The organism is Tatumella saanichensis, assembly GCF_000439375.1.
GTDB classification, from domain to species: Bacteria; Pseudomonadota; Gammaproteobacteria; order Enterobacterales; family Enterobacteriaceae; genus Tatumella; species Tatumella saanichensis.
In genome coordinates this window covers 121,050-147,618 of the sequence record NZ_ATMI01000003.1, presented here as the reverse complement: position 1 = coordinate 147,618, position 26,569 = coordinate 121,050, and the positions used below count along the sequence as shown (strand labels likewise).

General features: G+C 51.5%; 18 protein-coding genes and 1 pseudogene. 3 read left to right on the top strand and 16 right to left on the bottom strand.

Annotated features, from left to right (window positions below; translation table 11 throughout):
- From DW47_RS17600 to cho, 15 genes and pseudogenes are all read right to left on the bottom strand, one after another.
- A pseudogene (locus DW47_RS17600) lies at positions 1 to 202 on the bottom strand (T6SS immunity protein Tli4 family protein); the annotation flags it as partial.
- The gene (locus DW47_RS0102715; RefSeq protein WP_029684805.1) at positions 202 to 1,722 is read right to left on the bottom strand and encodes an esterase/lipase family protein; all 1,521 of its coding nucleotides are present in this window, start codon (positions 1,720 to 1,722) and stop codon (positions 202 to 204) included. The gene DW47_RS0102715 and the pseudogene DW47_RS17600, both read right to left, overlap by 1 nt.
- A 2-nt stretch (positions 1,723 to 1,724) precedes the next feature.
- Positions 1,725 to 4,226: a type VI secretion system Vgr family protein gene (locus DW47_RS0102710; RefSeq protein WP_029684804.1), complete on the bottom strand. Its 2,502-nt coding sequence runs from the start codon at positions 4,224 to 4,226 to the stop codon at positions 1,725 to 1,727.
- A 10-nt stretch (positions 4,227 to 4,236) separates the two neighbouring features.
- On the bottom strand, positions 4,237 to 6,861 hold the full coding sequence (gene tssH / locus DW47_RS0102705; protein ID WP_029684803.1) for a type VI secretion system ATPase TssH: 2,625 nt from the start codon (positions 6,859 to 6,861) through the stop codon (positions 4,237 to 4,239).
- A gap of 173 nt (positions 6,862 to 7,034) precedes the next feature.
- Positions 7,035 to 7,526, bottom strand: coding sequence for an Hcp family type VI secretion system effector (locus tag DW47_RS0102700; RefSeq protein ID WP_029684802.1), 492 nt, complete (start codon positions 7,524 to 7,526; stop codon positions 7,035 to 7,037).
- Positions 7,527 to 7,530: 4 nt separating this feature from the next.
- Positions 7,531 to 9,225: an OmpA family protein gene (locus tag DW47_RS0102695; protein WP_029684801.1), complete on the bottom strand. Its 1,695-nt coding sequence runs from the start codon at positions 9,223 to 9,225 to the stop codon at positions 7,531 to 7,533.
- Complete coding sequence (gene tssL / locus DW47_RS0102690) at positions 9,222 to 9,911, bottom strand: type VI secretion system protein TssL, short form (protein ID WP_029684800.1); 690 nt, start codon at positions 9,909 to 9,911, stop codon at positions 9,222 to 9,224. The genes DW47_RS0102695 and tssL overlap by 4 nt, the downstream gene beginning before the upstream one ends.
- A complete protein-coding gene (gene tssK / locus DW47_RS0102685) occupies positions 9,908 to 11,248 on the bottom strand; it encodes a type VI secretion system baseplate subunit TssK (protein WP_029684799.1) in 1,341 nt (446 codons plus the stop codon). Before tssK ends, tssL begins: the two co-directional genes overlap by 4 nt.
- A gap of 12 nt (positions 11,249 to 11,260) precedes the next feature.
- A complete protein-coding gene (tssC, locus tag DW47_RS0102680) occupies positions 11,261 to 12,808 on the bottom strand; it encodes a type VI secretion system contractile sheath large subunit (protein WP_029684798.1) in 1,548 nt (515 codons plus the stop codon).
- 31 nt (positions 12,809 to 12,839) lie between these two features.
- A complete protein-coding gene (gene tssB / locus DW47_RS0102675) occupies positions 12,840 to 13,337 on the bottom strand; it encodes a type VI secretion system contractile sheath small subunit (protein ID WP_029684797.1) in 498 nt (165 codons plus the stop codon).
- Between the two features lie 644 nt (positions 13,338 to 13,981).
- A complete protein-coding gene (cydC, locus tag DW47_RS0102670; protein WP_029684796.1) occupies positions 13,982 to 15,628 on the bottom strand; it encodes a thiol reductant ABC exporter subunit CydC in 1,647 nt (548 codons plus the stop codon).
- Entirely contained in the window at positions 15,625 to 17,385 is a 1,761-nt protein-coding gene (gene cydD / locus DW47_RS0102665) for a thiol reductant ABC exporter subunit CydD (protein ID WP_029684795.1), read from the bottom strand. Before cydD ends, cydC begins: the two co-directional genes overlap by 4 nt.
- Before the next feature lie 6 nt (positions 17,386 to 17,391).
- A complete protein-coding gene (locus DW47_RS0102660; protein WP_029684793.1) occupies positions 17,392 to 18,438 on the bottom strand; it encodes a cytochrome d ubiquinol oxidase subunit II in 1,047 nt (348 codons plus the stop codon).
- A 16-nt stretch (positions 18,439 to 18,454) separates the two neighbouring features.
- Entirely contained in the window at positions 18,455 to 19,897 is a 1,443-nt protein-coding gene (locus DW47_RS0102655) for a cytochrome ubiquinol oxidase subunit I (RefSeq protein ID WP_038027040.1), read from the bottom strand.
- Between the two features lie 1,573 nt (positions 19,898 to 21,470).
- Positions 21,471 to 22,319, bottom strand: coding sequence for an excinuclease Cho (gene cho / locus DW47_RS0102650; protein WP_029684790.1), 849 nt, complete (start codon positions 22,317 to 22,319; stop codon positions 21,471 to 21,473).
- Positions 22,320 to 22,843: 524 nt separating this feature from the next.
- Here cho and DW47_RS0102645 point away from each other — a divergent pair.
- Positions 22,844 to 23,098 (top strand): DUF2534 family protein, encoded by a 255-nt coding sequence (locus DW47_RS0102645; protein WP_029684789.1) that lies wholly within the window; start codon positions 22,844 to 22,846, stop codon positions 23,096 to 23,098.
- Between the two features lie 16 nt (positions 23,099 to 23,114).
- Here DW47_RS0102645 and DW47_RS0102640 read toward each other — a convergent pair whose 3' ends face one another.
- Positions 23,115 to 23,987 carry a helix-turn-helix transcriptional regulator gene (locus DW47_RS0102640; protein WP_029684788.1) on the bottom strand — a complete coding sequence of 291 codons (873 nt, stop codon included), beginning with the start codon at positions 23,985 to 23,987 and terminating at the stop codon, positions 23,115 to 23,117.
- 174 nt (positions 23,988 to 24,161) lie between these two features.
- Between DW47_RS0102640 and DW47_RS0102635 the strand changes: the two genes are divergently transcribed.
- Together DW47_RS0102635 and DW47_RS0102630 are read left to right on the top strand one after the other, a co-directional pair.
- The gene (locus tag DW47_RS0102635; RefSeq protein ID WP_029684787.1) at positions 24,162 to 25,049 is read left to right on the top strand and encodes a DMT family transporter; all 888 of its coding nucleotides are present in this window, start codon (positions 24,162 to 24,164) and stop codon (positions 25,047 to 25,049) included.
- 201 nt (positions 25,050 to 25,250) lie between these two features.
- A complete protein-coding gene (locus tag DW47_RS0102630) occupies positions 25,251 to 26,474 on the top strand; it encodes an L-lactate MFS transporter (RefSeq protein WP_029684785.1) in 1,224 nt (407 codons plus the stop codon).
- Positions 26,475 to 26,569: the final 95 nt, after the last annotated feature.

The window sequence follows — 26,569 nt, the reverse complement described above, 5'->3', positions numbered from 1 at the left end:
CAGCATTATTAAATGTAACGGGAACATCAAAAAGATAGCGACCAAGACACTGGGGTTTGGTCTGTTCAAAAAGCTTATCCGTCATTTGTTTTTCCTTTGCCGTTAAAGAGGCTACCGGCCACGGACGGGTGAGTAACCAGAAAACTGTACAGAGAATAAATACAACAACCATTAATCCCAGCCATAAATGTCTTACCCGCATCAGGCGACCTCCCCGGCCAATTTGATAATTGAGCGTAACGTGAACTTCATCGCTACAGAAAGGCCGTTTTCCTTACCTGTATCCCCGACGGCATAGGCACCTTCATGATCGACGTCAGTAGCAAGCAGCGAGCGGATCCCGGAAAATGTGATACGCCCGGCACGTACAGGTACGGTACCGTCCCCGGCGCTGCCTGAAGACTTCAATTCAAGGGTTTGACCTGCGACGTGCCGGTAAACGGGAAGTTCCAGCGATACGCCCATAACTGGCCTTGGTGCAGGGATCGACTGCCATATCAGATGATCGTCAGAAGGATATTTTTCACTCGCACCGTAGAATGCGTAGGTATTGGGATGATATTTGTCATTTAATTCTTCAATAAATAATTCAACATCCTCTTTTATCCGACTCTGATAAGTTTTCCATTCCCTGTCTACATCATCCAGCAACAATTCTTTCTCACACAGCCGCCACCAGTCACTTTCATTCAGATAAATTTCCGTGTAGGGGTCAAACTTCGGCTTATTCACAATTTCCGTGCCACTATTAATTTTCAGCCAACCCGTTCCATAGGCCTTACCCGGTAACAGCTGAAGCGGACCGGGGGACTGGGCCAGAACGGGCATCAGGTTTGCCGCATCAGCGCCAATGACCGCGCCGACAACGCCCCGCTCCCCGGTTTTCATTCGGCGATATGCCGCTGGCGATCCCAGATCCGGCATCACACCATGAACGATACCCAGAATAGTGTCCCTGCCGTTCATTTTTTCTGAATAATGTCGGGCTACAAGGCCGCCCATGGAATGCGTGACCAGAATCACTTTGTTCACTGCAAGCCTGTCCTGGTAAGTGGCCAATACTCCCTTGATATACCGTTCGAGGTGCCCGGCCGAATCAACGTTTGACTGCAGCCAGTTATAGCCAAAAACATGTACGGGAAAAAGATAATCATAACTCCGCCTGACCTCAGCCTCAGTCAGCGCATCTTCGCCTTTCTCTGCTCCTAAATTTTCACCAATCAGCAACTGTCGGGGCGTTTGCCTTTTGGTACCATCGATCAGGTTATCAATCAGGATATGACCATCATTCAGCATACATTGAAGGACGTGGAGAGATTCGCCGTAACTTTTAAAAAGCGCACTACCCCAGCCGCGGGCCGCTCTGGAGGGGAATCCCCTGCCGTCGAGATCGTCGTAAAGCACCTTCCCCGTGTAATCCACTTCGGTGGCGAGAGGATCCAACAGTGCTTTTCTTTGTTCTTTTGACTTAGTTAGCCACGCCAGAGCATCTGCACCTTGAAAAAGGTCTGCACGCCAGACTTTTTCAGGCGATTTTGGCTTTTTAAGATTCGTACCCATGACTCCCGGCAGAAAAATAACCGGGACCACCTGTTCAGCAACCTTAGGGCAGGCAACCACCAGATGGTCTTCAGCTCTGGCATTAGGAAGGCTGTAGCAGGCTCGTCCGGTTTCATCATATTCAGGCCGGATCACGATCTCGTTTGCTGCTGCTTGAGTCATAGCTATTCTCCTCCCTCGAACCGCATTTTATCCTTAACTATATCAATCTGTTTCATCAAAACACCCTTTCCATCCTCAGATGTAGAGACGGTTTGACTGGCTGCATCTTTAGCCTGAATGGCCAGTTTCTGCGCTGGCAAAGCCGAACCATCGTAGGCGTGAATCGCTTTGGGTGTATAAGAGAAATCAGCGTTTTCCCAGCTCTGCGCCGCCACGCTCAGGCTCTGACCGCCAAACTTCTGCCACACCGCTGCCCGCTGGATGATTTTGTCCGGTGCCGCGCACTCCACGACACCATCAGCAATACGGATATAGCCGCCTCCGCTGGTGAGAATAATTTCCTGCTTCGCGCTGATGACCAACTTGCCTTGGCTGCTGCTGATGCGAATATCTTTCAGCGCATCCAGCGTCATCTCATCCCCCTGCGCCTGTATCTCAACCTTCCCCCGGCTGGCAAACATTTTGATACCCAATTTTTGGGCAAACAAACTCACACTCTCCCCGGCCGCCACGGTGAATCTTTTCAGTGCACTGAAATCAGTATGTTTGCCACTGGTGCTGATAACATTCTCACCCGCTGACAGCTGCACACTTTTTGGCGTACTCTGGGAAATACCCTCCGGAGCGGAGAGCAACAGCGCGGACTGTTTTAAATCTGTCAGTCCCTGCTCCAGTAGTATTTTTTGGGTCTGAATATCGGCCAGTTCGGCTTTGGCTGTTTCAACTGCACCGCTCAGAGCCTCGACTTGGTTCAGGGCCAGTTGCAGCTGGCTAATCGCTTGCTCCATCGCCAGTACCTGACCCTGCGCTTTCGCCTGCCCGTCCGCGCTGATGAACAGCCCTTTCTGCGCCCGGATGGCACCCCAACTGTCCGTTCTGAGTTCAAACCCCTCGCCCCTAGGCTGACGCTTTTCGTCGACCAAGTGTCCGAGGTTGAGCTGGCTCTTGCCGCCATACTCGGTGCTGACCTTGATATGCTCCTTCCCGCGCTCGTCGTCGAGGCGGATTTTGTTATTCGCCGGGGTGCGTAACACGTTGCGCTTATAGTTTTGGATAGTCACCAGATCCTGATGGGCCGAATCGTGGAGCACACTGCTGATATAGGGGCGGTCCGGATGGCCGTTCTCAAAAGCGATAGCCACTTCGGTGCCTGCCAATAGCGGCAGGTGCAGACCGAAGGTATCGCCCGCATAAGGTCTGGCAAGACGCACCCACAGGCTCTCAAAACCTGCCTGCCGCTCTTCACGGTCAAACTGCAGGCTGATACGGTAACGTCCCTGTTTATCGATATGTCCATAGGGGTCGTTTACGGTGGTGCTGGTAATACGAGCGGGCAAAGTCCCCGCCATCACTGGATGTGCGCCAGGCACAGGGCGAAAACTGTACAAGATACTGTCAGGGATCCCGGTTAACCTGACTTGGAAATCTCGGTCTCGACGGGCACTGCAACTGAGTGTCGTGATCAGGGTCCCTTCAGCAAATACGGGGTCTACCTCATTGCCGCCGGTCACCTTCAGCACCTGTCCCGGACTCAAGGCAGGGCTGCTGGTGAGCGCTGAGACGCAAGTCTGCTGGTTGAGATAACGTTCATGCCGCAGACGGGCATAGAAGGCCCCCGTTTCAGTGACGGGATCCCTGGGGATGGGGTCACCCGCTTGCAGAAAGTTATCGGCATAATGATAAGCCTCCCCATAGGTGGTGGGATCTTGCGCGGAAATATTGACCACAGTGTCTAACGGTTGGTTGGCCTGCCGATAGTTGTAGTCGCGGGTAGACACCTGTTGCACCGCCACTTGATGACGGCATTGCATCGCCCATACCGCATCGGTCCCGTTAGCATGCTGTCCTGAAGGGGGCACCGAGGGCAACGTGATAGCTTGCTGGTACTGTTGGCGGCTGTCGCAAAATTCGACGACATCGATATGTAGCCGCGTATCCGCGCTAAAGCGGAACCAGATCCCCGTCTCGCCGAGCAGACGAGTAATAAAATGCAGGTCATCCTCGCCATATTGCATGACCTGCTCGCGGCGCGGATACTCACGGCTCAGAGAAAAGAGGAAATCCTGACCGCGCATACCATGGCGTTCCCGCAGAATTTTCTCGACGATCTGTGGCACCGACATATCCAAGTAAATCGCGTTATGGGAACAGTGCTGCAGCAGCGCCAAGCGCGGTGCTAGCGTGAGGGCGTAGCGGGTTTCATCTTTAGAGGTACCCAGACGTTCAAAACCGGCCACTACCCCCTGGATCACCCGCAATGGCTGCTGCACGGCAATGCCTGCCAGCGTCATCACCGCTGCTTGTAGCGTTAATGATGCCGATTTCAGCAGCACTTTCTGTTTGTCCAGATGGTGATCGCTACAGGTAAACTCAATACGATAGCGAAAAGGTTCACTCAAGGATTCCTGCCCTTCGAAGGACAGGACATCGGGAGTCACCCCACACTCCTTAACTGACAACAGGTGGTGACTGTGACTGAAGCTGATTGCAGGGTAACTCGCCATAAGGTTCTCCTTAAAGGTGGCCGAACTCCAGCACCACACCCTGATCATCACTCCAACCCAGTGTCAGTACCGTCGGTTTTTGTTTAACTGCCATATAACTGAGCAGTTGTTGACCCAATACCGGTAAGATTTGCTGGCTGAGCAGGCTGTCGATATTTCTGGCACCGGTATCCGGTAGCAGACAGGCCGAGGTCAGCGCATCATACAGCGAGTCTTGAATGTCGGTGGTTAGCCCATAATGGCGGTGTAGACGGGCGCTGACCTGGGACAGCTTAATCGTGACAATGGTACGCATCGCCTGCTGACAGAGCGGGCGATAAATCACGGTCTGAAAACGGGCCAACAGTGCCGGCTGAAAATGGTGGCACAAGAGGGGACGCAGACACTCCTGAAGCGAACGATCACTGGCCTGTGGATCGCCGTCCAGTAACGCCATCAGTTGTTGACTGCCCAGGTTGGAGGTCATCAGGATCACCGTGTGGCGGAAATCGATTTCTCGACCTTCTCCGTCGCGCATAAAGCCGCGATCGAAGACCTGATAGAACAGATTAATCACATCAGGGTGGGCTTTCTCGACTTCATCTAACAAAACCACGCTGTAAGGACGTTTACGTACCGCTTCGGTGAGTACCCCGCCTTGACCATAACCGACATAACCCGGTGGCGACCCTTTCAACTGAGACACCGTATGAGCTTCCTGATATTCCGACAAGTTGAGGGTGATCAGTGATTTTTCGCCACCGTAGAGTACATCGGCCAGTGCCAGTGCGGTTTCGGTTTTACCAACGCCACTTGGGCCCACCAGCAAGAACACGCCCTGAGGTCCATTTTCTGGGGTCAGTCCGGTACCCGCAGCCCGTAAGCGTTTCGCGATAGCCGAGAGTGCCTTTTGCTGCCCTACCACCCGCTGTTGCAAGATCTCTTCTAGGGTTAATAATCCACTTTGTTGATCTTTCATCAGCGAAGAGAGCGGAACCCCGGTCCAGTCAGCAATCACCGTGGCCACGGTACGGGCATCAACGTCCACGCACAATAAGCCTTCATCCTGTTGCAGCACGGCAAGTTGCTGATGAAGCGCCTGAAGTTCAGCTTGCCGACTGAGATCTTGGCGACAGGCCATCAATGCTTGAACCAAGGCTTTTTCTTGTTCAAAGCGACTCTGTAAGTGCTGCAGACGGGTCTCGATCTCTGCGGAACGTTGTTTCAGTTGGCTTAAGCGCTCACCTTGCGGCTGATTGCCGACGGCGATATCTTCGAGGATCCCCTGCTCTTCTAAGGCGAGGGCCGCCAGTTGCGCTTTTAACAGAGTCAACGGCTCAGGGACCGTATCCAGGCCCATACGGATCCGTGCGGCGGCGGTATCCAGCAGATCGACCGCTTTATCGGGCAACTGCCGACCGGTAAGATACCGCCGCGAAAGGGTCACCGCGGCCCGAATAGCCTGCTCGCTGATATGTACCCCGTGGTAGTCTGCATAGCGGCTTTTTAGGCCACGCAGCATCAGGCAGGCGCTATCGTCATCCGGTTCATCCACTTTGACTTGCTGGAAGCGCCGCTCCAGTGCGGCATCCTTCTCAAAATAGTGTTTGTATTCGCTCCAGGTGGTGGCGGCAATGGTCCGCAGTTCACCCCGGGCTAATGCCGGTTTCAGAAGATTAGCCGCATCGGCACCACCGGCCTGATTGCCGGCCCCAATAATAGTGTGAGCCTCATCGATAAATAACAGGACTGGGGTGGGCGACTGCTGAACGGCGTCGATGACATTTTTCAACCGTTGTTCAAACTCCCCTTTGACTCCGGCACCAGCCTGCAATAACCCTAAATCTAAGGTACGTAGGGTGACGGTTTTCAGGCTATCGGGGACATTTCCTTCAGCAATACGCAGCGCCAAACCTTCCACCAGCGCCGTTTTGCCAACACCCGGGTCGCCGACCAGGATCGGATTGTTTTTGCGTCGGCGAGAGAGAATATCCACCATCTGGCGGATTTCACTGTCTCGGCCAAAAACGGGATCAATGCTGCCCTGTCGGGCTTTTCCCGTGATATCGATCGTGAATTTATCCAGCGCATGCTGCAGGGAGGCAGGGAGGCCTTGCTCTCTGAGGTGATCACCGGTGACGGCGTCTTCGGGGGAAGCCACGGAAAGCGGTAGTACCTGCTGCTGCGCCTCTGCCCACTCTTCCGATTGAGCATCCAGCAATGGGCCGAGCTGTTGCCACTGACTTTGGCCTAAGGTCAGTAATGGCCACAGTGCATCGCAACGCAGTAATGAGGGGTTTTCGGTAGCTGCCATCAACAGGTGTTGGCTACGGATCTGCTCTTCTCCTTGCACAGAGGCCACCAGCCAGGCCTGTTTTAACCACTGGCTCAGTGCCTTGGACAGCTGCGGTCGGTCGCGCACAGAGCGCGGCAGCGTCTCCAACCAGGTCAGTAGCCCCTGCCATATGGCGTCCATATCCCACTCATAGCGACGAGCCAGTACCGTAATGTCGCCCTCCCCTTGCTCTAGCAGTTTGAGCAGCCAGTGCTCCGGTAATATTTCGCGATGAGCGCGGGTCTGGCATAAAGATGCGGCCCCTTCTAAGGCTCGGGCGGTAAAAGGGTTGAGGCGGCGCAGCAGCGCTGTATTTTCCATAGCAAGACTCTCACTGTCAGGGACCCTCTGTGGCACGCTACCGCCCATCGCTGTTCCCTAGGGTCAGGAGCCAAAGCGCATCAGGTCAGATTTCCGATTTATTTTTTGCTGAGTCCCCGTCGTACCCCCAGAGACTCAGCAAAAAAAGGGCAGCAGTGCTGCCCGTTGGGGGATCACGCCGTAGCGCGTTCATTCCAAGAATCAGAATGGATAATGTTGCCGTCTTTGTAGGTCCAAGTGATTTTTTCGTAACGCAGCTCAATGTCTTCGAGATGGTTATGTTTTTCGAAGGAGGGATCTTTAACGTCGTGCATCACCGGCTTCACCTTCACCACTTTGACGTTTTCTAAGCGGGTGTTGAAATACTCTACCTCCTGACCGGCGTCGTTAATTTTGTACCACTTGAATTCTGCAGCCTTGAGGGTCTGCCCCGTGGTGACTGCTTTGTAGAGATAGGGGCTAGAGGAATCGATCTCCTTGGTAAACAGAAACGGCGTGTGGATGCGGGTACCGGTCAATTTGCCGGTATTGTTATCGGTCGGGATGTACAGGTTATGTTGCTGTGCCACCACCTCGATACTGCCTTCGCGATCCTGAACGTCTACGGACCCTTTAATGTCCGCTCCGCCATCGTCTTTGAGCCACAGGTAAACTGGAATTGCCATATTTTTACTCTCCATTGTGTTGTGAAGCGTCATTATCCTTCGATGACGCCGGGGTCCTGTCCGATCTCTGGCAGGCATTGGCCTGAGGGACCAGACTGATTTCGACACGCCGGTTGCGGGCTCGGCCCTGTGGCGTAGTGTTTGACTGTAACGGGCGACTTTCTCCGTATCCTTGCACCGCAAAACAACTTGCCGGTACCTGGCCGATATCGCGCATCCAGTTACGAACGGCTTCCGCCCGTTGCAATGAAAGCAGCTGATTACGTTGCGGGTCGCCGGTGTTATCGGTGTGGCCGCTGATCAGAATCAACCAGCCGGGTTTGGCATTAATCCCTGTCAGCGCCTTGACCAGGATCGGTATTGAGTCTGTTTTCAAGGCTGCCTGCCCAGAATCAAACAGCGACAAGCTGTCCAAGCGGATAATCTCTGGCGGCGTCTCTGGCAGTGGTGCGACTACCGGTGGCGGAGGCGGTTGATAGCGGCTTACTGCATCCAGCAATGTCACGCGCAGATACTCCCCTCGATATAAGCCAAAACCGAGGCGCAGCGGCACGCCGTTACGGCGATAACTGTCTAGCTGCGCGATATCTTCACGAAGGACATCAATCTCTCGCGCCTTGGCAGCATCGTCTTCCATTGGCAGTTGCTGATAGCGGTTAAGGTCACTGTTAAGGCGGATCAATAACTGCCGGTTGTTCCAGCCACTGCTGAGCAAAGCCGCAATAACCGCTAAGGTCAGGACAGCCAAGCCATAACGGTAAGTACGACCTACAGGAGGGATACCCTGCCCTCGGGGTAATAAGGGAAAAATAAAGCCAGGTAACAGGGAAAGCACCGTGCTGTCGGTCCCGGCTGGCTGCCAGCCTGACACGCCGCTTAAGGCCGTACGGTCAGCCAGCCAGTGACTCCACAGACCGGTAGCGAGACTACCAGCCAGTAGCGGTGATATTCCCCATACCACTATCGCCGGGTAAACGGGCGGTAGATCCGGCTTTTCATCACTGAGTTGTTGACAGACCTCTGCTTTGCTCCAGCGAATCAGACCGTCGAGCAGCACCTGCTGTGCCATTTCCGGTGTCGCTTGGCTGTCGGTTGCGGCAATAGGCAACGGGGACCGGATGCATCCTCCGTTACCACAGGCAGCCATCTGCCAGATACTGTCACGGGTCAACTGACAACCGACTAATGTGCTGAGGATAAGCGGAACTGGATAGCCGCTACACTGACGTAACTCACTAATATGCCAGCGTAATCTCAGCAGCCAGTGGTTAAACACGGCTGCATCGCTGTGCTGTTGCGGACAGATATTGACCATCACTGCCAACTGGTTACCCCATTGCGGGCGGGCGGCCAATAGCTGGAGACCCGTCTGCTGCAGATCCTGATCTTCCGGTGAGCGTATCCAGCACCCCTGCGGCTGTAGCAACACAGGCGAGTCCTGGGGCCAAGCCTGCGGAAAATCCCCACAAATGATGACCACCGGTTGTCGGTATTCCGGTGCAGGTAAATCCTGTAGCCACGGCATAAGCTGCGTAGGTGACTGCCGCCGAAAAGAGATCCACAGCAGTAAAATCGTCAGCCACCCAGCGGTTAGTAACAGGAGTGACAGTGCTCTGTTTACTGGTAAAAAAACCACGCAGAGGATAGCCACCAGCAGCGCCGCCCACAGTGCTAAAATGAACCGCTGCGTGGCACTCATTGCATCGTCCCAGGCAACAACCTCAGCAATAATTGGTCAAGCCACTGGTTCAATCCCCACCAGACGGCTGCCACCCCCAACACGCTGACAATCACCTGCACCCATCCACGACTTAACGTGCGGTAAAACCAAGTTCTACCCCTGCTAGTGGCCAATATCGGCCCCGGCTTGGGATCACTAAAAGGCAATACCCGGTCACTGAGCGCTTGAACCAGCTTGCTGCGCTCCGGCGAGTCCAACGAGGTGAATTTCCCGAGAAAACCGAGCATCATCACCCGCTGAAAACAGGTTACTACCGCAATATCCGCCGTAGGTTCTCGTAGTACGGCCTTCATCCGCTCACAAAGCGTATCACCGGCATCCAATGTCCCGAGAAAATGCCCCTGCAACGGGATGCTGTACCATTGCAGGCAAGCATCATCCAACACTCCACGCCCTTTTACTGTTTCATCCAGTAAGGCGCATTGGGCGGTGAGAATATGCTGACAGCCCGCCTCATCCAGTCCTTGCTGTTGTAGCTGCTGTTGTACGTGCTCAATATCTGCCACACAGCGTTCCCAGAGGATCCTGCCATCCCCTTCTTTGAACTGAGGACCGTAACGCAAGCTGACTACCTGTAACCACGTATCCTGTAGCAGTTCATCAATATCTATGGACGCGGCCGTGCCGCGTGAGAGCTGATTCATGTTGTTAACACCGCAAAAAGTTCAAGTTCTGGTTCACCCAGCAATCCCGGGACATAGAACATGCAACGGCCACCGGCCAGCATCTCTACGGCCAAGGGGTGGTTGATATCCAAGCTGAAATACTGGTTTTCCAGTCGTAATGGGATCGCCGCCGGGACATGACGTAGGGGCGTCAACGGAATGCCGATCCGCGAAGAGTTAACGATACTGAGGACATGTTCCGGACTGCCGACTTTACATTGCCGAGGAAATTGCTCTTGTAGCTGTGCGACCGGCACCGATGATCGTACTGACAAGTAGTAATCCGCCCCTTCTCGTAGCCGCGGATCATGCAACCGTGCCTGCCAGGTATGTAGCCGTTTGTCTTGCTCAAGGGGTAAGGCGATCACCCGCGACGGTAGGCTGGCTTCCAGCAGATCACTTAATAGACTGAGCAGCGGCGGAAATACATCATTCAACTGCAAATGCTGATACACCGGGATAGCACTCACTTGGTGCTCCAGGGAAAAGGTCAGCAGGCTGCCACACAGCCGTGATAATTCGGTATAAAGGCGTTCCGGAGGGGAGTCCAGATGGCGACTAAAATGCCCTAGTACCGGTTCGGCGCTGTTCAGGGCACTCAGCAGCCAAAATAGCGAAACATCGGCAACCGCGAAGTCCGCCATCCGCTGGTTACTTTCTCGACGCATTGCCATCAGACGGGTCAGACGTGTGCGCAACTGGATCAGTAGCTGTTCAAGTTCCTTCACTAGCCAGCGGCTGCAACGCAGTGTCAGTAACGGCGGAAGGAAAGTCTCATCCGTAGCCCAATTTCCCTGAGTATCCTGATGTAGCCGTACCACCGGTACCGTCAGATAATCACTGTTATCTTGGTGGGAAAAGCGCAGCACCAGTTCCGGTGTTAATACCGCAATTTGGCGGGAGTGTTCGCCAAACTGATCACGGATATCACGCCAACGTTTACGGTATCTGGTTGGACGCTCGGCAATCTGTTCCGGCTCTAGGCAGTTACCGCCATTGGCCTGCATCAGTGGCAACGCCAACAGTACCGTAACCTCTCCAGAGAGTGCCTCAAGGGAGACCGCCTGTGGGATCAGCGCTGCATTATCAGTGTCCACCAAGGTGCCGTCCTGAAAGCGGACATGCAGTCTACGCGCCTGCAGGCGCGCCATTTTTAACAACTCAGGTTCAAAACTCGCCTCAATGACGCCCCAGGGATAGTTGAGCCCCATGGTGGCGATGGCCTCTGCAGACCAGGCTGCAAAGGCAGCCTGTTGCTGGAAGTGCTGGGGTGACACCATTATCCCACGCCCCCACAGGGGCTGTTCGGTTTTCATTGGCATCCTGCCTTATGATTTTGCCTTCGGCATCTGAGACACCAGTGACAGATTGACATCCATACCTTCTACCTGGAAATGCGGGACCGCATACAATTTCACACGGAAAAAGCCCGGATTATCCTCGATGTCCTCCACCACCACCCGAGCATCCCGCAGTGGGTGTGAGGCCTGCAATTCATCACCGGGATCGGTCATTTCCGTGACCAAACTTTTCACCCAAGTGTTGAGTTCCAATTCCAGTAGGCGGCGATCTTTGGTGGTGCCAATATTTTCGCGTTGGATAAGTTTCAGGTAGTGAGCGATGCGCGACAACAGGAAGATATAAGGTAATCGCGCATTAATGCGACTGTTGGCGGTGGCGTCTGCTGAGTCATAGACGGTCGGTTTTTGGGCCGAGTTAGCAGAGAAAAAACAGGCATAATCGCGATTTTTGTAGTAAGAAAGTGGAATAAACCCGAGTCCGGCAAACTCAAATTCACGGGTTTCCGGGATCATCACTTCAGAGGGGATTTTCACCTGATTACCGGTACCGAGATCGTACAGATGGATGGGCAGATCCTGCACCGCACCGCCCGCCTGTGGCCCGCGGATCTGTACGCACCAGCCGTTTTGGATAAAGCTTTTCACCATATTACTGGCAAACGCAAAAGAGGCATTGGTCCACAGATATTTTCCATGGTCTGGGCCTTTAACCTCTTCAATATAGTTAAAGCTGCGAACCGGTATTGTGTCCGGACCGTACGGCAAGCGACCCAGTACCCGGGGCATCACTAAGCCGATATAGCGGGCATCATCGGTCTCTCGGAAGGATTTCCATTTGATGTATTCGGCGCGGTCAAAGTAGTTACCAATATCTTTGATCGCCGCGACTTCCTCCATAGTCTCTTTGAGGAAGAACTGCGGCCCAGCAGAAGCAATAAAGGGCATGTGGGCGGCAGCTGACACTTTAGAAATATTCCGCAGTAGCGCGACATCTTGGGCGGATGCATCGAACTCATAGGCAGAGATCAGTGCCGCCACCGGCTCGCCGCCGGGTGTATCGTATTCGTCAATATAGGTTTGTCGATACAGGCCGCTCTGGATAATTTCAGGACAGTCTTCGAAATCCTGACGCAAATCCTGCTTGGAGATATCCAGTAACTCGATTTTGACGTTCTGTCGGAAGTCAGTCTTATCCACCAGCGATTTCAAGCCACGCCACAGAGATTCCACCTGCTGAAACCTCTCATGGTGCATAACGGCATCAAGTTGACGACTGATCTGCCGATCCAGTTCAGCAATATGGAAATCGATAAGATTTTTATCCAGTTTTTCCACTTTGCTACCGGATTTCGTCAAGCAATCGAGAAAAACCTGCATACCCGCCGTCAGACGTTCATCAGCACTGGCTTCCGACATCGCCTGTGCATCCTGCCAGACGTCAAGGGCACTCAACTCTGACACCGGCCGTAAGTTAATTTTTTCGAACAGTGACGCGTAGATGCTGCCGCCGGTGGCGTTATCCAGCACCACTGTTTCAGCCTCATTGCGACTTTCATTTTGTACAGACATAAGCATTCCTTGTTTAATCCGTTAATGAACCTGTCGGTTACGACTGTTTCGGTGCCAGACTTGACAGTTCCTGTCGCAGTTCTGCACTGAGGGCGGGATCGAGTAAGATCTTTTCCAGCTCTTTTCGGAAGCCTTGGTTATCCAGTAAGTTTGCTTTCAAATCGCGCAACAGATTACGCATCGACAGCATGGCTTTGAGCTGGGGCATCTGCCGAGCGACCTGTTCTGGGGTGAAATCCTTCATAGTGCGGAACCTAAGGCGTAGATTTTCTTCGCTGCCGTCATCGGCTAAGGTATTTTTTACTGTTAGGTCAACAGTTGGGGAATATTCAGAAAGGACGCTGTCAAAATTATTTTTGGAAACATTTACCTTGTCACGTTCAGATAATGGCAGGTCTTCTTGTCCGTGGCTGAAATCACCGGCCACCAGTAATTTGAGTGGTAATTCGGTTTTTTTACTCACCCCGCCTGTGTGCAAATCGAGTTGCAAATTAATGCGTGCTTTTGGCACTTCATTCTGGAAACTATCAGCCATTTTTTTCTCCCTAGGTTTTGTCGCTGCGCCTGATATCCTTCGGCTACGCAGTCAGAAACCCGATGGTAGAATAATGATCCGATAAATAGCAAATCCCAAGATCTTTTATCTGACAGAGATCATATATAAAGATTTTTAAACCGCATTAAAAGTTGTCGATGCCATGATCACCTAGTAAAAATGGCGTACAAATATAAATTATCGCGGCTAAATAAATTAAAAAACCGTAATGCTTATTTATCGACAGCAGTGTGACATTGATAGAAGTAGTCTTTCTGTAAAGAGGCGTATGACAACGCTCAACTGACCTGTAAAAAAACCGAACAAAGCCCCATAACTGTAATTATCTTATTTGAAAGCACGCCACATCCTATTTCCATTTAAGCTGATAAAAAAGTGATAAACAATAAAGCGAAACTTAATCATCAGTCATCACTGATAATAGTGATGCGGTAAAAACGGGATTATTTAAACGCGACTGGGGAGACGTGACAACAGAGAGAGATCATCGGCGAGGGAAATAGCGACTAGCCAAGGTAAATAGAGATTGCAGATGAGCGGTTAAGAAAAAAGGGATCTGCCTAAGCAGATAAGAAAACTAGCCGGTACGGTAAGAGCGATCGCTTTACCGAACCGGCTAACGATCAGCGTCTTTCCAGTATTAAGCGATGATCTGCCAATACCAGTGGCTGGATCTGATGGGTAACCAGTAAGGTCGTCTTACCTTTGACCAGTTCTTTCAGCGATTCCAGTACCAGATGCGTATTGGTCGCATCCAGCCCTTCGGTCGGTTCATCCAGCAGGATCAGCGGAGCATCCGATAAAAAGGCCCGCGCAATACCAATTCTGCGAGTTTGTCCGCCAGATAAGCGTGCGCCCAACTCCCCTACTAGGGTATCCAGACCCCGCGGGAAGGCTCGAACTTCTTCCGCCAGAGAGGCACGGGTCAGTGCCAACCACAACGCATCATCATCCGCATCCGGAGACACCATCCGTAAGTTGTCACGGATTGAGGCATTGAACAGATAGGTTTTCTGACCGACCACCGAAATCAGTTGGCGTAACACCTCATCTGACAGTTCACGCACCGGGTAGCCACCGATGGAAACATCCCCTTTCTCGCAGTCCCAGAATCCTTGGATCAGATTCAGAATAGTGGTTTTGCCCGCACCGCTCGGACCGAGCAATGCCAGACACTCACCTTCTGCTACGCGAAAACTCAGATCCTGATGAACAACCGGACTTTCCGCGGCATAGCGCATGGTGACATGGCTAAAGCTTAAGCTGTGCTCTGTAGGAGTGGGGCTTTTTTCCGGCAAGGTCATGGCCGGTTTCAATTCAGCCATGGCAAAAATACGCCGTGCCGCTTCTCGGGTCATGCCCCAGGCAGCAAACGCAACCGGTAGTGCAGCCACGGCCTCGGTACTGGCCAGCACCGCAAAAACCAGCATGACCAGATCATTTCCGGCCATGCTGCCGGCACGGGCTGCATCCACCAATAACAGGAAAGCAACGAACATACCGAGCTGACCGGCCAATGCCGACAGGACACTGCCTAACGCAGCGACCCAAGCCTGACGACGTTGCGCCGAAATAATCTGCTGTGAAAGATCATTCAGGTGTTGTGTCTGGCGACGTACTGCTCCAGCAATCTGTAATTCACCCAGCCCACGGATCAAGTCTGTAGAGGCGACCTGTAATGATGAGCGTAAACGCACCACCTGATGACCACTGCGGCGGGTACGTGCCACGATCGCCATCGGAATGATGACACCGGCCAGTAACAGGGTGACGGCATCAATCGCCGACACTGCCGGAGAGAACCACAACAGGACGGCTAAGATCGCTACCGAGGAGATCAGTCCCGCTATCGCCGGTGCCAGGATACGCAGATAAAAGTTATCCAAGCTGTCGATATCCGCGCGCAGGCGTGCCAACAGGTCACCGTCACGGAAATCCTGCAAACGAGCCGGTGCCAGAGGTTCCAGATGGCGATAAAACCAAACACGCAGTACCGATAACAGCCGCAGGGTGGCATCATGGGTAACCAGCCGTTCCAGATAACGGGCAAAGGTACGTAATACCGCCAACCCACGGATCGCCGCAGCTGGAGTGAAGAACTCCAAGGTCATCGCACCGACACCGGCTAGTGCCATTGAGGCGATAAACCATCCGGACAGGGCCAGCAGACCGACGTTTGACAGGATCACAATCACCGATAAGGCGATCCCAATCGCCATACGCATACGCCACGGGCGGGCCAATTTTAATAACTGACGTAAGTCGTTCATTCGGTCGCCCCCTTCTGTAAACGCTCAAGTTCAGCAAACACACCGTTTTGTTGTGACAGCTGTTGCGGGGTACCGGACTCAATCAGTTTACCTTGCGACAGTACCAAGATGCGATCTGCCATCGCGGCAATCGAGGTATCATGGGTGATCACTAAACGTGCCGCATCCGGCAACGCATCCACCAGACCGCTCATCATCTGACGGGCAGTATCATTATCCAGAGAGGCGGTAGGCTCATCGAGGATAAATAACGGCGGAGCCGTCAGTAATGCTCGCGCCATTGCGACCCGTTGGATCTGTCCACCGGAGAGTCCCTGTCCACCATCACCGACTTGGGTCTGATAACCGTCGGGAAACGCTTTGATAAAGGCATCCGCCTGAGCCAAAGAGGCCGCACGCTGCAAGGATTGCTGACTGGCCTCTGGCTGTGCCAAACAGATATTTTCGGCGATGGTGCCAGCAAACAATGTTGGACGCTGCGGTAACCAACCCACTCGCTGCTGCCACTGCAGCAGTTCTAATTCAGACAGGGGCTTGCCATCAATCAGGATCTGCCCGCTGGCCGGGGTAATGAACCGTAACAACAACCGTGCCAGCGTGGTTTTACCCGCGCCGCTGGAACCGACAATCGCTACAGTTTCACCGCGACGCAGGCTGAAAGAAATATCCTCAATCCCACCGCCCTCTTCATGCTGATAGCTGACGTGTTCAAGGCGGATTTCTTGGGGAGTCTCAGCGGCCAGGCTAGCCTTACCAGTCTGTTCGGCAGGCTCTGCGTTAAGGATCTCGAGCAGACCTTCGGTCGCCCCGATAGCATCCATACGGGCGTGATAATGTGCACCCAGATCTCGCAGTGGACGGAAGAATTCCGGTGCCAGTAACAGCGCAAACAGCCCCGGTTGGAACGCCAGATCACCGTAATAAAGACGGAAGCCAACATAGACCGCCACCATCGCGGTGCTGATGGTGGCTAAAAACTCCAGCACCAACGATGACAAAAAGGCCACCCGCAGCACTTTCATGGTGGTCTGGCGGTAGTTTTCAGAGATCTGTGCAATGATATTGGCCTGCCGACGGGCGGCATTGGTCTGACGTAATGTGGTCAAACCAGAAATTACATCAAAAAAGTGAGCACTCATCAGGCTGAGCTTGTGCCACTGCTTGAGGTTCATCTTTTCTGCGCCCTTCCCGACCAAGATCATAAACAGCGGGATCAGCGGTGCAGTGCACAGCATGATCACACCAGATACCCAGTCGGACGGGAACAGCGCCACCAGGATGGCCAACGGCACAATACCGATGATCATTTTCTGTGGCAGGAAAGCAGAGAAATAAGTTTCAATAGCCTCAACGCCTTCACCTAAGGTGTTAGCGATGCTGCCGGTACGATGTTGCTGGCTCCAGGAGGGACCGAGGGCCGCAATGCGTTCGAGTAAGGTTTCACGTAGCAACTGACGTATCCGGGCGGCACCTTCGAAGCCAAAACCCTGACGTAGCATATCCACGGCTGCGCGTAAAATCATGACGACTGGCAGTAACCAGAGCGCCGGGAACAGGTCGGATAATCCTTTACCGCCTAAGACGACTTTATCTATCAACCATGCCAACAACCAGCATTGGGCAATCATTAAAACGGCACTGAGTGTTGCCATGGCGACAGTGAGGGAGAAAAGCAAACCCGCCTGGCGGCGTTGACTCGAAAGCCAACGCTCTGCCAGGCGTGCTGCCGCTCCACTGAGGGGTGGGCGAGACGACATAGTATTTTAGTGTCCGTAACCAACCAGTTTGGAGATACGTCCGCGGAATACCCAAACCTGGTACCAGTTATACATCAACATCACTGGAACAAACCCACCCATGGTTAGGGTAAAGGTGATCAGGGAGACCTGCGGCGTTGCACCGGCCCAAATGGTCCACGTATTCGGTACCAACCACGGGAACATAGTGATCAGCATTCCGAAACCAAGGATCAGCGCTGCTGCGTTGAACCACAGGATGGCGGCAAAATCTTTGTCCTTCAGGGTGTCACGACGTACCTGCTCAATACAGAACAGAGCGATCAGTCCAAACAGGCCCCAAATCCAGAAGTGAGGACCAAACCATTTAGCACGTGCCCAGTCGAACTCGACGGCGCTCCATACCAAGGTCACCACAACAGCTGCAATGGCTAACCAGAACACGACGGCAGTCCAGCTAGCAGCAACCTTACGGATAGGTTCAGATTTTTCAAAACGTGCACGAACAAACAGCACACCAGACATGGTCATGGCCACACAGGATGCAATCCCAGTCCATACGGAGAAAGGTGTGATGAAGTTAAAGGCACCACCTGCATAGTGAGGGACACCCACTGCTGGAGTATCCAGTGCAAAACCCTGTAACACGGCACCAACACACACACCGCCGAAAAAGGTAACAGTCAGACTAGCAACACCGAACACACCGTCAGAGAAACGCTGCCAGAACGGAGACGCTAAGTGACGGAATTCCAAGGCCACAGCACGGGACATAATGCCCCACAGAACCAGTGCCATTGGTACCATCAGGTAGCTAAAGGCCGAACCATAAACAAATGGGAAGGTACCGAACATGATACCACCGGCCACGATCAACCACGTTTCGTTAGCATCCCAAGTTCCGGCCATTGCCGCCATGATGGCGCCACGTTCGTCGTGATCACGGACAAACAGCGAGAAGATCCCCGCCCCGAGATCTGCGCCATCAAGCGCAATGTAAAGCAGTACGCTGACACCAAACGCCAGCCACCATGCAATTGTTAGAAATTGCTGTGTATGAGTAAGCATATCCATGAGGTTCTTCTCCGTATCACACCGGTCTTATATATTCAGGATGGTCAGCATGTTCGCCTTCTGCCACATCAAGATGGCCGAGGTGCTCATGCCCTTCCCCAGGAACTGGACTGGATAAGTCAGGACCCTGACGGACAACTTTTGCCAAGAACCAGATAGTACCAATCACTACCGACGCTTCGAAGATGGCAAAACCAACGAACCAGAAGATAGCAAGACCAGGTGTCATCGCACTCATACCGTCGACGGTACGCATCAGACCATTAACGATCCAAGGCTGACGACCGATTTCACGTGTCCACCAACCGGCAATCACGGCGATGTAAGGGAGAACGACCATTGCCACCGCAATTTTCAGGAACAGGGTATTATTGGCAGCCGTTTCAGCCGTCAGACGACGACGAGCCATCAGCCATACGCCCCACAAGCTTACCAGCAGCAGTGCACCGCCCGCGGCAGCCATTGCGCGGAAGCTGTAGAACGGCAGAACAACAGGTGGTTGCTCATCTTTCGGGAAGCTGTTCAGACCACGGACTGCACCGTTCCAGGTTTTGGTTTCAATCAGACTCAGACCGTGAGGAATGTCGATTGACCATGCCAGAGCAGTGTTGTCTTTGTTCGGCCAGCCAATGATGTGCCAGGCGCTATTAACGTTACCGTTAGCATCGTAAGCATCATATTGTCCTTCCATTGCTGCCAGCGCAGCAGGCTTGTGCTCCAGGGTGTTTTCACCCAGCACGTCACCCATATAGATCTGCAGAGCAGCAACCACGGCCAGAGCCGCCAGAGCATATTTCAGCGGTTTCAGGAAGATGTTGATGTGACGACGCTTCAGCACCTGCCATGCACAGACTGAGACCACGAAGGTCAGGGACAGCTCGAAGCTGGCCAGCAGCATGTGCGGGAATGCTGAACGGACGTTCGGGTTGAATAGTGCGGCCATCCAGTCGGTCACTACGAAGATGCCGTTCTTTAATTCAACACCGGTCGGGGTCTGCATCCAGGAGTTTGCGACCAAGATCCACATAGCAGACAGCGTTGAAGACAGTGCCACGTTGAAGGTTGCGAACAGGTGCATACCACGACTTATTTTGCCCCAACCAAAGATCATCAGACCGATGAACCCGGCTTCGTACATAAAGGCGGTAATGGTCTCATAGCCCAGAACCTGACCAAAGAACGGTCCGGCAGCCTGAGAGAAGCGACCATAAAGGATACCGAAGGCCATTTCCATAGTCACACCGGTCGCAACACCTGCACCGAAGTTAACAATGAACAGCTTTTCGAAAAAACGCGTAATGCGGTACCACTTATCATCTTTCTTTCTAACCCAGATCAGTTCAGAGATGAACAGAAGCAGTGCTAGACCGATGGTCAGTGGTGGATAAATGATATGAATTGATGAGATTAGCGCGAAGTCAATGCGCGTAATCAGCGATGTGAGATCATTACTTAACATGACTATCTTCTTTTGTATTAAGTGACCGTAGTAGCCCGCGACACCCGGACGTCCTTTCCTTATCAGGCAGGTAAAATGATAAGGGACGGGACAGGGAGAGTATAAACAGGTGTCGCACCATCCTTACCTCTAAACCCCAGGCTCTCCGTTAGCACATATCCCTGACAGTAACCTATTGTGCAGGATAAAAATCGCCACATTGTCAGGAACCTTGCCAGTACCCAACAATTTACAATGCTCTTAACGAAGCGTTTGCAGGCGAAGCTTAACAAATAAGCGCTATGCAGTACCCGACGATAAACAAACCCTTGAGACTGCAGAATTCGCTTATTAGAGATGTACCCAGATTTCGAGACGCATATATTGCCGCAAACAGCACAATATAGGTTCTGTGTAGTCCGAATGAAGCCCAGTATATTCCTCTGCACCCGCATGTTGTCAAGAAAAATGTGGGAAAAACGCTTTTTTGTTGCGAGGTGTTTTATATTCCTTCACAAGATCCAAAAATTTCCGTATTCAAACTGTCAATTGTAACCAAAGGAAACTTTATGGTTATTCCATTCAGCCATCAGAGCCTATATTTCCAACAATGAAATCTCAATAGAGAATATTTAAATAATCAAAATTATCAACCACTTACATAATATTATATCTTTGATGATTCTTATTTAGATTTATGTTTACAATTACTATGAAAACATCCGGCTATATTCTCGCAGCAGTAATGCTTAAATAATCTAAAAAAACCCTAAGATTCAAAAAATCCCTACTGCACAAACCAAAAATAATACAATAAAAGAAAATAACACCATTTCAATTAACGTATTTAACAATTAATTAATAAAACCAAAAATACTCGCCAGATCCCTAGACTCCTGACCCCTTACTTGCCAGATATTCAGCAGCCTATCGACCTAAGGTGAAGATTAGAGAACGCATCTTGTAAATCACAGAAACGGTAAGGCATTCAGTGAACGACGGCAGTTGTGCCACCACGTGGCATGCTCAGCAGTCACCCATTGAGCAAGCTGCTAATTGACGGCCAAACTGCAGACACGACTCGAAGGTCGACGTTGTGAGTGCCTCCTCTCCCACAACCTAGCGTGCTGATTTGACAGCGACTAATAATACGATGACCGATCACCTAATAAAGTCGCTAGCTACTGCCAGTTATGCAGATTTTAGGTGTAAATTACAGATTACTGGCGGTTAGTGTTACTAATAATATGAACAGAAAGGTATTTTTATTTCTCCTAGAATTATTAATAACCGCAAGATACCTCGTGTAATTTTTATTTAGGCTAATAAAAGAAGGCTCTGACAGGAAATTAGTCTTTAGTAGTGTTAAAGACCGTGAAATTTATTTCTCTCGGTCTGAAAATTACCGAGTTAATCGTCGGCGATAGAGGCAGCAAGCACCGGCTTAGCCTAAAATATAAGCAATAGCCTTACTAGCAACGCCAATCCCCCCGATCGCGCCAACAATGATTCCGCAGATTATGCTTTTTAAGGGCGGTGGGCAGAGATGATTCAACCAGCCTCCACACAGAAGGAGTTGCCGCAGAGAACCGCTTCACGGTAAAGGTATAATATCATGATGGCCTGCGAGAAGTGGTCGGCAAAGGATTTTATAGCTATCAATGTCGTAGCCTCCTGATATTTTCGTTAACTCCTGAGCTTCCTCTAAGCTATCTGCTTCACCGAGCCACACCCAATGGTCAATGACCTGATATTTATCCCCTTCTCGCAGCGCAATTCTGCCCGGCCAAGGCCAACAGATCACCCGCATTGCTTCTAGGGCTTCACGTAACTGCGCTTGATGTTGCTCTAGGCTGATCACACCACAACATGCCCCTGAACATTTTCGTAGGGCGTGCCGGAAACAGGCTCGGCCAGGAGGATTTTTTTCTATCCCCAATAACCCATAGCAGAGTGCGTGGCGATCAGCGATCTCCATCAGGGCATTGCGAGCGCTGAAGCGGTTCTTAAATAAACCAAAAATATTTTCGGTACAGCCAACGTCCTGAGGGTTCAAAGACACAACGTCGACAACCTGTTCATCCAGCTTCAGGGTATGCAGTTGACGCAGCTTTCTTAACCTTTTGTTATACAGTGGCTTGAGCTGTTTGATGAGCTGAGCTTCAAGCAGCAATGCACTGATCTCCCCAGCAGTCTCCTGATAACGGATATAACGTGTCTGTCGCAATAGTTTTGCTTCATCGGGGTTACGCAAATGTGATAACAGTCGCGAACGAAGGTTGACGCTTTTACCGATATACAGTGGCAGGGTTTCACTTTCACCATAAAAAAAATAGACACCAGCCACCGCGGGCACGCTTTCAATGTTCTCACGCAGTGCAACAGGATAGACGAAAGGGACCTTTTCCAGTTGCCAGCGATAGTTTCGGGATTTCATAACAATAATTGACCTTTTTTCACTGAACAACAGTGTCTTTCTTTTGACCACTTTTTGCTTATCCTGCTGTGCGGACTGACGCAAGGTAACAATGCTTTATTGACTGAAAAAAATCGCCCCACTAGAGCATTAAACTTAACCAATTGATTAATATAGATATAAAATAAAAACACTACAATTATTGCTGGTTGCTATGACAGATTAGAGCCTGCTATATAAAAAAACTATTTTTCTCTGCCAATTAACTGTGATTAAGTCGGGTTGAATTTAATTATAAATGTTGATAGCACACCTCGTTTCTGACAACCAGTGCCGTAGGCACTGGTTTTTTTTATCTGTGGAAAGCTCCTCGCGGCTAGCACCACTGAGTGGTATCCAGCACCTCCCTTGTAGTATAATTGTTAATACATTATTAAAAATAATCTGTTCAGTGCTCGGGCTTTGTGGCAATAGGCTTGTGAAGCCTACTGATGCGTCAAGGGTGGCATCAACTGGCGAGTTTACGGAACAGTTAACAGTGAGGTGTAGCGATGAAGATAACCCATAAAAAGCCCCGCCACTTTGTCATCAGCGTGATCATTGTTGCACTGATCACCGCCACCGTGATCTCCCGCGCCATTATTGGTGGCGTTGTGGACCAATATCAGCTGGCCTTTAGTGAATGGCCGATGGATCTGTGGATCACTCAATGCTTTATGATAGCCCTCTATACCACCGTTTTTACTGCCATGCTGTCTGTTCCCCTGTGGTACTTTTTCCTCGGCGAAAGTGATCCTCGTCAGTGACCACAGAAGTTATGCCTCAGCACACAAACTGCGCTCGGACCGCAGAAGGTGTCTGACCATATTGCTGACGAAAACGACGACTAAAGTGACTGAGTGACGAAAATCCACATTCTTCTGCGATAGCGGTTAAAGGGAGCTGTGAATGACGCAGCAAACTCATCGCTTTTTGCATCCGTCTCACCATCACAAACTGATGCGGAGAGTGACCACTGCTGTGCCGAAACATACGAGCAAAATGGTACTCGCTGAGCGCTGCCTGTGCTGCCAGATCTGCCAGGGTCAGTGGCTCACTGAGATGTTGCTCGATATAGTCGTAGACTCGCCGCAGTACCGTAGGTGCCAACCCGCCACGGACCTGCGGTAGTTCCCAGCGGACATTACTGTAATCTTGTACCAGGCAGGTGAGCAGCAGCGTGCTGGCACTGCTTAGCATCAGATGATTCGCCGGTTGTTGCCAATCACAATTTAGTAGAAATTGCCGATAAATCTGACTTATCCTCGGGTCATTACCAAAGACTTTTTCATCTGGTGCGACCTGAGCTCCGCCCCGATCCCAGATTTTCTCCGCCAATGTCGTCAAATGCTGCGGCGTACAGTATAGATGGGAAAAATAGAGTTGCGACCGCACATCCCAAATCGACTCTGTCTGTGATGGCATCAGACAAAAACGATCCGGTGCACCGCCATTACGCCAGCCGTGGGGGGTTTTATGCCAAGTATCATACCCCTCTTGGGTATATAGGCTAAGAGTATGGTGATCACTGAGATTCGTCACTCGGTCACACTGGTTAAACCATGAGGCCAGTTGTACCCCATTATCCAACACCACCGATGTCAGTAGCTTGGCCTTATGCCGTTGAAGGATTTCCAGTGTCTGGTAATTTGCCATTTTTCCCTCTTCCCATAACTCGCTTGAAACTACTTTACCCTGCCCTGCCGGTGTGCCACCACTATTGTTCGGGTATGATCATCATAAAAAAGCAGCTTCATACAAGTAGACCGCAAGCCGGTACAAATCCTGCCCCGATAAAAAAGGGATACTCACCGTTTGACGGGGGAGAGTATGACATTTTTACTTTATTTTGCGGTGGTACTTATCTGGGGAACCACTTGGATTGCCATTTTTGTTCAGCAACACAGCGCTAATGTTGCGGTAGAAACCGCTGTCTTCTGGCGATTTTTCTTCGCCTCACTGTTGCTGCTAGTGATACTGAAAGGCGTGAGCCGTTTACGACGCTTGCCAGCAGCGACCCACACTCTGTGCCTGATTCAAGGGAGCTGTATCTTCGGGGCTAACTTTCTGTGCTTTTACACGGCAGCACAGTGGGTTAACAGCGGCCTAGAGTCAGTGATATTCTCAATGGCGGTGTTGTATAACGCCCTCAATAGCCGCTTATTTTTCGGTCAAAAGCCTGCGCCGCGCTTTGTACCAGCGTTAATCCTCGGTCTGACGGGAATGGTTATTCTTTTCTGGCCTCAATTACAGGAGAACCACTTTTCCCTCAATCTGCTATACGGTGTGGGTCTCTGTGCCCTCGGCACCTATGGATTTTCACTGGGTAATATGATCGGTATACACCATCAGCAGCAACAGCAAGATGCACTCAGCACAACCGCATGGGCGATGCTATATGGCAGCCTGATCATGGCAGTGATCGCTTTATTACGCGGCGCCTCACTGGCTCCATCACTGAACCTACCCTGGCTTACAGCAGTAGTCTATCTGGCAGTTATCGGTTCAGTGTGTGGCTTCGGTGCTTATTTTATTTTGCTTGTCCGTATTGGTGCAGCAAAAGCCAGTTGGAGCACTTTGCTATTCCCGTTGGTCGCCTTGGCATTATCGGCCCGCTATGAAGGATTTGTCTGGCAGCTGACCACCGTGATCGGGCTACTGTGCATTGGCTGTTCGAATCTGCTGATGTTCCTGCCACAGCCTCCCCGACAGCGCTGACCTGCCAGGTGATCATGCACCTTCTCGGGCCGGTCTTTTTCTGCCGGTCTGGCAACCCAACTACCGTTTATTCCGCTGTCAAAGCCATTCATTCCCTAAAAGTGGCACTTCATGCCATAACCCCCCTTTCTGCGTGGGAATTATCTATTCTGAGCAGGTAAAGCGCCAGGTCTGGCTGATAACTCTCATGCGGAGCATGACATGACAACAACAACAACAACAATACACACAGCATACAAGGTACGTTGGCTGACGTTGGCCGGTACCATGATCACACAATTTGCTCTGGGATCTGTCTATACTTGGAGCTTGTTTAACCAACCTCTTTCGCAAAAACTCTCTGCGCCGATCAGTAAAATTGCGCTCTCTTTCGGGATCCTTAGTTTAGCGTTAGCCATTGCCTCATCGATGGCAGGTAAATTCCAAGAAAAGTTCGGTGTCAAGCGGGTCACCCTTGGGGCTGGCGTGTTGCTTGCTATTGGCTTCTCACTTACCTCTGTGGCCTCGTCCTTATGGATGCTCTACCTCAGCGCCGGTGTGATTGTCGGATTGGCCGCGGGTGCTGGCTATCTGATGACTCTGTCGAACTGCGTGAAATGGTTTCCAGAACGTAAAGGGGTTATCTCTGCTTGCGCCATCGGTGCCTACGGTTTAGGGGGACTTGGATTTAAGTTTATCTGCAGCGATCTGCTGGCCAGTCAAGGGTTACAGCATACCTTTTTGATCTGGGGACTGATTGCTATGGTCATGGTGGCAATCGGTGCGTCGCTGATGCAAGATGCCCCACAACGTAAAGTCAGTGCCGATACGCTCACTGCTAAAGACTTTACGCTCGCAGAAGCTGTCCGCCATCCTCAATATTGGATGCTGGCGTTAATGTTTCTGACTGCCTGCATGAGCGGTCTTTATGTCATTGGGGTCGCCAAAGATATTGGTCAAAACTTAGTCCACCTCTCAGCGCTAAGTGCCGCTAGCGCAGTCACAACCATTGCGGTCGCCAGTCTCAGTGGACGTCTGGTACTAGGGGTATTATCAGATAAGTTGGCGAGGATCCGTGTGATCTCTGTGGGGCAGGTGCTGTCACTACTGGGGATCGGATTGATGATGTTCACCCACTTAAATGAAGCAACCTTTTTCTTGTCCGTTGCCTGTGTTGCTTTCAGTTTCGGCGGAACCATTACAGTTTTCCCTTCACTGGTCAGCGACTTCTTTGGTCTTAATAATCTCACTAAAAATTACGGTCTGATTTACCTCTGTTATGGTATCGGCAGTATGCTAGGATCGCTGGTTGCCACGCTGTTTGGCGGTTTTATGGTGACCTTTGCCCTGATTATGACATTATTGGCACTCTCTCTGGTACTGTCACTGACTATCCGTCAACCACAGGCCGAGTTCAGTGCCGAACAAATCGCCTTGGACAATTAATTCACTTAGCTCTGGATAGCTACAACCTCTGCCCGCGACAAGCGACGAGTAGTTGTGGGACACCTAATCGCCTAGTGGTAGTGAAATTCTCGTGA